Annotated in this window: 6 protein-coding genes and 4 tRNA genes; 9 read left to right on the forward strand and 1 reads right to left on the reverse strand. The window is 48.1% G+C overall.

What is annotated here, in order from left to right; all coding sequences use genetic code 11:
- Nucleotide 1: 1 nt before the first annotated feature.
- From MHM93_RS19085 to MHM93_RS19100, 4 genes are all read left to right on the forward strand, one after another.
- Nucleotides 2-70 (forward strand) — tRNA-Met (locus MHM93_RS19085).
- Nucleotides 71-108: 38 nt separating this feature from the next.
- Nucleotides 109-193, forward strand: a tRNA-Leu gene (locus tag MHM93_RS19090).
- Nucleotides 194-334: 141 nt separating this feature from the next.
- A tRNA-Gln gene (locus tag MHM93_RS19095) sits at nt 335-409 on the forward strand.
- 79 nt (nt 410-488) lie between these two features.
- Nucleotides 489-573, forward strand: a tRNA-Leu gene (locus tag MHM93_RS19100).
- Between the two features lie 126 nt (nt 574-699).
- On the opposite strand, the gene MHM93_RS19105 is transcribed toward MHM93_RS19100, so the two are convergent.
- On the reverse strand, nt 700-1,854 hold the full coding sequence (locus tag MHM93_RS19105) for an FAD-dependent oxidoreductase (RefSeq protein ID WP_239450198.1): 1,155 nt from the start codon (nt 1,852-1,854) through the stop codon (nt 700-702).
- Nucleotides 1,855-2,107: 253 nt separating this feature from the next.
- On the opposite strand from MHM93_RS19105, the gene miaB reads away from it, so the two are divergent.
- The 5 genes from miaB to lnt are packed head-to-tail and all read left to right on the forward strand — an operon-like array spanning nt 2,108 to nt 7,552.
- Nucleotides 2,108-3,544: a tRNA (N6-isopentenyl adenosine(37)-C2)-methylthiotransferase MiaB gene (gene miaB, locus MHM93_RS19110; protein WP_022944680.1), complete on the forward strand. Its 1,437-nt coding sequence runs from the start codon at nt 2,108-2,110 to the stop codon at nt 3,542-3,544.
- 48 nt (nt 3,545-3,592) lie between these two features.
- Nucleotides 3,593-4,624, forward strand: coding sequence for a PhoH family protein (locus tag MHM93_RS19115; protein ID WP_022944679.1), 1,032 nt, complete (start codon nt 3,593-3,595; stop codon nt 4,622-4,624).
- Nucleotides 4,621-5,082: an rRNA maturation RNase YbeY gene (ybeY, locus tag MHM93_RS19120; RefSeq protein WP_239450199.1), complete on the forward strand. Its 462-nt coding sequence runs from the start codon at nt 4,621-4,623 to the stop codon at nt 5,080-5,082. Before MHM93_RS19115 ends, ybeY begins: the two co-directional genes overlap by 4 nt.
- 60 nt (nt 5,083-5,142) lie before the next feature.
- A complete protein-coding gene (gene corC, locus MHM93_RS19125; protein ID WP_022944677.1) occupies nt 5,143-6,024 on the forward strand; it encodes a CNNM family magnesium/cobalt transport protein CorC in 882 nt (293 codons plus the stop codon).
- Entirely contained in the window at nt 5,999-7,552 is a 1,554-nt protein-coding gene (gene lnt / locus MHM93_RS19130) for an apolipoprotein N-acyltransferase (RefSeq protein ID WP_239450200.1), read from the forward strand. The genes corC and lnt overlap by 26 nt, the downstream gene beginning before the upstream one ends.
- Nucleotides 7,553-7,626: the final 74 nt, after the last annotated feature.

Raw genomic sequence — 7,626 nt, forward strand, 5'->3', positions numbered from 1 at the left:
TAGCTCAGTTGGTTAGAGCACATCACTCATAATGATGGGGTCCCCTGTTCAAATCAGGGCGTAGCCACCATTTTCTTTCTACCAATAAGAAAATGGAAAGTACACTATGCGGGAGTGGCGGAATTGGTAGACGCGCTGGATTTAGGTTCCAGTATCTTCGGATGTGTGAGTTCAAGTCTCACCTTCCGCACCATGTTCTCGATAAGAACTAAAATAATCGTCCTGGATTGCTGGAGTATCGCCAAGCGGTAAGGGCAGAAGAGAGAGGTTTTGATCCCTCACTCATCCACCCCCAGATACAAATCCTGGTCCACAAATAGATTTGAGATTTCGTTGGAGTATCGCCAAGCGGTAAGGCAGCGGGTTTTGATCCCGCCATTCCCAGGTTCAAATCCTGGTACTCCAGCCAACTTTCCTAAAGTTGAGGAATGAGCCTAGTGTCTCCAACTAGACGCTCTAATTAGGTTTCTTTAGGTAAAGTAAAAAATGCGGAAGTGGCGGAATTGGTAGACGCGCTGGATTTAGGTTCCAGTATCTTCGGATGTGAGAGTTCAAGTCTCTCCTTCCGCACCATTTTTATTATCTCACCTTTTATACATACCATAGTCTAAACACTACTTGCTTATCGCGACCACCTATAAGCATCTATAGAATTCATTTAATGAAAAAATCCGGCACGACTGCAAGATGGCGATTGATCTAATGACCAATCGCGTATTTTAGTACCCAATCTTTTATTGGCCCAGCCTGGTTTGCCGCGCGTAAAAATAGATTACGCCCCCATTTTAATGGCCCACTCTCATTAGAGAACCCCCAATAACATGCATCCATTGTGCTCATCATGGCCAAGTTGGCATACCGGCGCGCTTGCCAATAACGCTGCAATGCAATATCAATGGGGTTGTCATTTTGTAACTGTGCGCTGAGCGCCACTACATCAGCAAAGCCGAGATTGACCCCCTGCCCTGCCAACGGGTTGATGGTGTGAGCGGCATCCCCGATTAACACGCAGCGTCCTTGAACATAGCGCTGAGCATGGGCTCTGGTAAGCGGAAAAACCGCCACAGACTCAATATCAAAATCACCTGGCAAGCTTGGGAAATGAGTAATAATCTCTTGTTTCAGTTGCTCTTTTGGTAAAGCCTTTAAACGCGCTAAGTGATCACCGTGGTGATACCAAATCAAGTTGGCATAAGGCGCCTGCATGGGTAGAAACGCCACTGGCCCGGTGCGCTGAAATTGCTGCCAAGTACGCACCTGCTGCGGGGCATCAAGCTTAACCAATATGCCCATACAATGCTGCTGATATTGCCATCCCTCGCTACCTATTCCTAACATCGAGCGTACAGCGGAACGCCCGCCATCGGCAGCAATGAGTAGATCGCCTTGATACTGCTTTGCCCCTAAGGTCAGTGTTACTTGCTCACCGTCATCGTCAATCGCACTTATTGGCTCTGCACTTTCGATAGCTGTAATATCGTACTGTGAGAATTGTTGCCATAACGCTGCTTGAATCACGTTGTTTTCAATGAGGTGACCTAAATGGGTTAAACCCAGTTGTTCGGCGGAAAATAATAAACGCGCATTGGGCTGTTCAAACGCTTCTAACTCAGTGTATGGCGCGCTACGCGTCGCTTTAATCGTCGCCATTGCTCCGAGTTCATCAAGCAATCGCTCGGAGGCACGATTTATCGCTGAGACACGAATATCAACACGGCTGTGTTGCAAATCAGTAGTGGCATCTGGAAAGTGGCGCTCAAATACCGTCACCTTCATGCCTTGTCGCGCCAGCTTAATGGCACAAGCAGCTCCGACCATCCCGCCACCGACGATTAGCACATTTTTTACACTCATGGCCTATTGCCTCTAAATGCTTCAATATTATGGTGATTGTAACTCAGTTAAGGTAATGGTGGCAGTCTAAGCGCAGGCTAAAGCGTGTTGCTTTGATGTCATCCTGTGTCACAGTGTAAATATCAAATCTATACTTGGCTCATAGCGCGATAGCATATAAAATACGCGTCCTTTAGGCGAAGCTCGGGCCATTAGTCCAACCCAAAGCTCTGTCGTGCATTATCTACCGGATTGAAAGCGAGGCATTATCTCAATGAGTAAAAAGCTGCATATAAAAACCTGGGGTTGTCAGATGAATGAATATGACTCTCAGAAAATGGCCGATCTACTTGATGACACCAATGGTTATCAGTTGACCGAAGAAGCCAGCGATGCGGATGTCATTTTACTTAACACCTGCTCAATCCGTGAGAAGGCACAAGAAAAAGTATTCCATCAACTTGGCCGCTGGAAACTACTCAAAGAGCAAAACCCCGATTTAGTTATCGGTGTTGGTGGCTGCGTGGCTTCACAAGAGGGTGATACCATTCGCCAACGCGCGCCTTTCGTAGATATCGTGTTCGGCCCACAAACATTGCACCGCTTGCCTGAAATGATTCAACAAGTGCAGGCGAAAGAAGGTTCAGTGGTTGATATCACTTTTCCTGAAATCGAAAAGTTTGACCGTTTGCCAGAGCCCAAAGCGGAAGGACCCAGTGCCTTTGTATCAATCATGGAAGGCTGTTCAAAATACTGCACGTTCTGCGTGGTGCCCTACACTCGTGGTGAAGAAGTAAGCCGCCCTCTGGATGATGTACTTTTAGAAGTTGCGCAACTGGCTGAGCAAGGTGTGCGTGAAGTGAATCTACTGGGTCAAAACGTTAACGCATATCGTGGCGAAACGCATGATGGCGAAATCTGTTACTTTTCTGACTTACTGCGTTATGTTGCCGCCATCGATGGTATTGATCGCATTCGCTACACGACCTCGCACCCTGTTGAGTTTACGCCTGATATTATTGATGCCTATGCTGATGTACCTGAGTTAGTTGATCACTTGCACTTGCCAGTACAAAGTGGTTCAGACCGCGTGTTAAACCTAATGAAGCGTGGCCACACGGCCATTGAATATAAGTCAACTATTCGCAAACTGCGTAAGATCCGCCCTAATATCAGCATGAGCTCAGACTTTATTATCGGCTTCCCAGGCGAAACCACCGAAGACTTTGAAGCAACCATGAAGCTTATCAACGACATCGGCTTTGATATGAGCTTCAGCTTTATTTACAGTGCCCGCCCTGGTACACCCGCAGCAGACTTGCCGGATGACGTCAGCGAAGACGAGAAAAAGCAGCGCCTATACATTTTACAAGATCGCATCAACCAAATGGCACAGAAAATCAGCCGTGATATGTTTGCTACTGAGCAGCGTATTTTGGTGGAAGGCCCTTCGAAAAAGAACCCTATGGAGCTACGTGGACGCACCGAAAACAACCGCGTAGTTAACTTCGAGGGTCCACATTCTGTGATCGGCCAATTTGTTGATGTCCGTATTACTGAAGCGTTGCCTAATTCACTGCGTGGAGAACTGCTGCGCACTGAAGATGAAATGAATTTACGTCGCGATGTCGCGCCGAGCGACATTCTTGCCAAAGCTCCGAGCGAGCCGCAAGCCAATGACATCGGCGTCGGTACATTCACCCCGAATTAAAATAATCGTGCGCTGCGTTTACGCAGCGCCAAGCAACAGGAAGCAACTTTGAGTAACCAGCTGAAGAATATCGATATTTACTTAGAACCGTCAGACAATGCCCGCCTTTCTTCTTTGTGTGGACCCTTCGACGAAAATATTAAGCACATCGAGCGTCGTCTGGGAGTTGAAATTGCACACCGCGAAAACCTCTTTAAAGTCACCGGCAAGCCGCACACTGCAAAAGCTGCCGGGGAAATTCTAAAAAATCTTTACGTTGATACGGCTCCTGTTAAAGGTAAGCAAAAAGAGATCGAACCTGAACACGTACATTTAGCCATCACCGAAGCTGATGTGCTCGAACAAGAACAGCCCAGTGTGTGGGGTAAAGAAGTGTTCATTAAAACCCGCCGTGGCGTCATCAAGCCGCGTAACCCCAATCAAAGTCAGTATGTGGCTAATATCTTAAATCACGACATTAGCTTCGGTATTGGCCCAGCAGGGACCGGAAAAACTTACTTAGCCGTAGCCGCTGCCGTCGATGCCCTCGAACGCCAAGAGATTCGCCGTATTCTATTGACCCGCCCGGCGGTTGAAGCGGGTGAAAAACTAGGCTTTTTACCTGGTGACCTCACCCAAAAAATCGACCCTTACCTGCGCCCGCTTTATGATGCTTTATTTGAAATGCTTGGCTTTGAGAAGGTTGAGCGACTCATAGAGAAAAACGTCATCGAAGTGGCTCCTTTGGCGTATATGCGTGGTCGCACTTTGAATGACGCTTTTATCATTCTTGATGAAAGCCAAAATACCACAGTGGAACAAATGAAGATGTTCCTGACCCGTATTGGCTTTAACTCAAAAGCGGTGATCACCGGTGATATTACGCAGGTCGACTTGCCTCGCGGCGCGCGCTCAGGCCTGCGTCATGCAATTGAGGTGCTCAGTGATGTTGAGGCCATCAGCTTTAACTTTTTCCAAGCTCATGATGTGGTGCGCCACCCCGTGGTCGCTGCTATTGTTGAAGCTTACGAAAGCCATGATGAAGCACAGCGCGCCAAACGCGCCGCTAAAGAGCAAAATAAAAAAGAGTCTGACTCATGACCACCACTGTCGATCTGCAACTTGCTTGTGAATTTGATAATTTACCGAGCGCTGAGCAATTTCAGCGCTGGGCCGCGTTGGTGCTTGATGAACTTAAGCCCAACAGCGAAATCACTATTCGCATCAGCAATGCAGAGGAAAGCCAAAGCCTCAACCATAGTTACCGAGGCAAAGACAAACCGACTAATGTTTTGTCTTTTGAGTTCGATGCCCCCCCAGGTGTAGAGCTACCTTTAGTTGGGGATTTGATTATTTGCCCCGAAGTGGTATATCGTGAGTCTTTGGAACAGCAAAAAAGCTTTCATGACCACTTTGCCCACATGGTGGTACACGGGTGCTTGCATTTACTTGGCTATGACCATATAAATGACGCTGATGCCCAAGAAATGGAAACGATTGAGAAACGCCTGTTGGCAACCATTGATATCAGCGACCCATACAGGGATGATGAGTGTTAATCCCAATAGTGAGGCTCTGCTCACTATCGGAATTAATTCAACTTGGAGCGCATAAAGCTAATGAGCGACGAAAACTCGCATAGTAGAGAGGGTTCTTCTGGAAAATCGTGGATGGATCGCATCACCCAGATGTTCCAAGGAGAACCCCAAAATAAGGAAGAATTGGTTGAAGTCATCTCAGATGCGCAAGAACGCGATCTGATTGACCCTGAGACCAAGGAAATGATGGAAGGCGTATTGGGTGTGTCGGAGCTGAAAGTGCGCGACATCATGATCCCACGCTCACACATGATCACCTTAGATGTAGATAAACCACTGTTCGATCAACTACCGATGATGATCGAGTCCTCGCACTCGCGCTTTCCGGTGGTGTGTGAAGACAAAGACCACGTCGAAGGTATCTTATTGGCCAAGGACTTATTGCCATTACTGATGGACAAAGAGGCCGCCTTACCAAACCTACGCGATATGCTCCGCCCGGCGGTAGTCGTTCCGGAAAGTAAGCGTGTTGATACGCTACTGAACGAGTTTCGCCAACAGCGCTACCACATGGCGATTGTTATCGACGAATATGGTGGTGTGTCTGGTTTAGTGACCATTGAAGATATTCTCGAAATCATTGTCGGCGAGATTGAAGACGAGCATGATGATGAAGACGAAAGTAAGGCCATCCGTAAGGTTTCTAAGCACGTTTACTCTGTACAGGCTCTGACGCCTATTGAAGAGTTTAACGACGTGTTTAAAACCGATTTCAACACCAGCGAAGCCGATACCATTGGCGGTATTGTGTTACATGCCTTTGGCCATATGCCTGGGCGCGGTGAAATCATAGACATTGATCCTTTGCAGTTTAAGGTCACAAATTCCGACAGCCGTCGTATTTTGCAGCTGCAAGTTACCTTGCCGAAATCGAGCGATGGCGAAGATACTGACGCGGCTTAAACAGCAATTTAGTGATAAAAAAACATGGCTGGCACTGGTTGCCGGCCTTGTTTTAACCTTTGCTTATGCCCCTTTCGGCGCTTGGCCTTTAGCTTTTTTCAGTATTGCGGTGCTGTGTTATTGCAGTTACCAGGCACCGGTCAAACAAGCAGCTTGGTACGGATTTATCTTTGCCATCGGCTGGTTTGCTGCGGGAATAAGCTGGGTGCACGTCTCCATAGCCCAGTTTGGTGGAATGCCACTGCCCGCCTCCATTGCCATTATGGCCTTACTGGTGGTGTATTTAGCACTTTATCCTGCATTGGCACTGGCACTCACTGCGTTTATACACAAACACAGCGGCGCTTGGCTGGCTCCGCTGTTAATCAGTTTTGCCTTCAGCGAATGGCTGCGCGGCACGCTACTAACTGGCTTTCCTTGGTTATCATTGGGCTACACCCAAACCGACTCGCCAGTAAATATTCTCGCGCCGGTGGTGGGTGAGTTTGGCTTAAGTGTGCTGGTGCTGGCCGTGGGTTATGGCCTTTATCGTTTATTTTGTGCCAAGGTCTGGCAACCCCTTGTGGCAACGCTCGCCGCAGGCGCCTTAGTTGCAGCCCTAGCCACAGTATTCAGTTATAACCAGTATTCTGGCAAACAGCTGAATGTGGCCTTAGTACAAGGCAATATCAAGCAAAGCATGCGCTGGCAACCCGAGAACTTCTGGCCCACCATGCTCAAGTACCAAGATATGACGCGCCTACATTGGGATGCCGATCTGGTGGTGTGGCCTGAGGCTGCGATCCCCGAGCTCGAACAGTTAGCTGGGGAATACCTCACATCCTTGGATAAGGCGGCGGTATTTAACGATACTGCGCTTATCACCGGCATCGTCGACTATCAATATGATACCCGCAATGTTTACAACACCTTAGTGGTGGTGGGTAAAAAACAACGAGACAGCAGCGCAGGTCAGTACCGCTACCTCCATAAAAACCGTTATCGCAAACATCAGTTACTACCTATTGGCGAGTTTGTACCTTTTGAAGACTTACTACGTCCTTTGGCACCGCTGTTTGACTTGCCAATGTCGAGTTTTAGTCGCGGTGAACGCGTGCAAGATAATTTGATTGCCAACGGCTACCATATCCTTGCCGCTATCTGTTACGAAATCGCCTTTCCCGATTTAGTCAGAGATAATTACCGCAGTGATTCGGATATCCTCTTTACCGTGAGCAATGATGCCTGGTTTGGCGACTCCCACGGACCTCATCAACATATGCAAATCTCACGCATGCGCGCGCTCGAGCTGCAGCGTCCACTGGTACGAGTGACTAATACTGGGGTGACTGGCGTTTATGACCCGATTTCGCAATCACAACTTAGCCTAGCGCAATTTGAAGCGAATGTACTGCGCGCTGATGTTCGCTTGATCTCTGGCGACAGCCTATACGCCCAGTATGGTCGTTGGCCTACATGGTTGGTGCTGCTGTGCTTGCTGGGTCTGAGTCTGTACTATTCTAGAATGACTAGTCCTGAAATAAGTTGACACTTATTTTGATTAAAACGCCTGATGTACTTCATCGGGCGTTTTGTATTTTAGAGCCAGGTGTGGGCGTCTCT

The organism is Pseudoalteromonas sp. MM17-2, assembly GCF_022347945.1.
In the GTDB taxonomy this organism is placed as follows: Bacteria; Pseudomonadota; Gammaproteobacteria; order Enterobacterales; family Alteromonadaceae; genus Pseudoalteromonas; species Pseudoalteromonas ruthenica.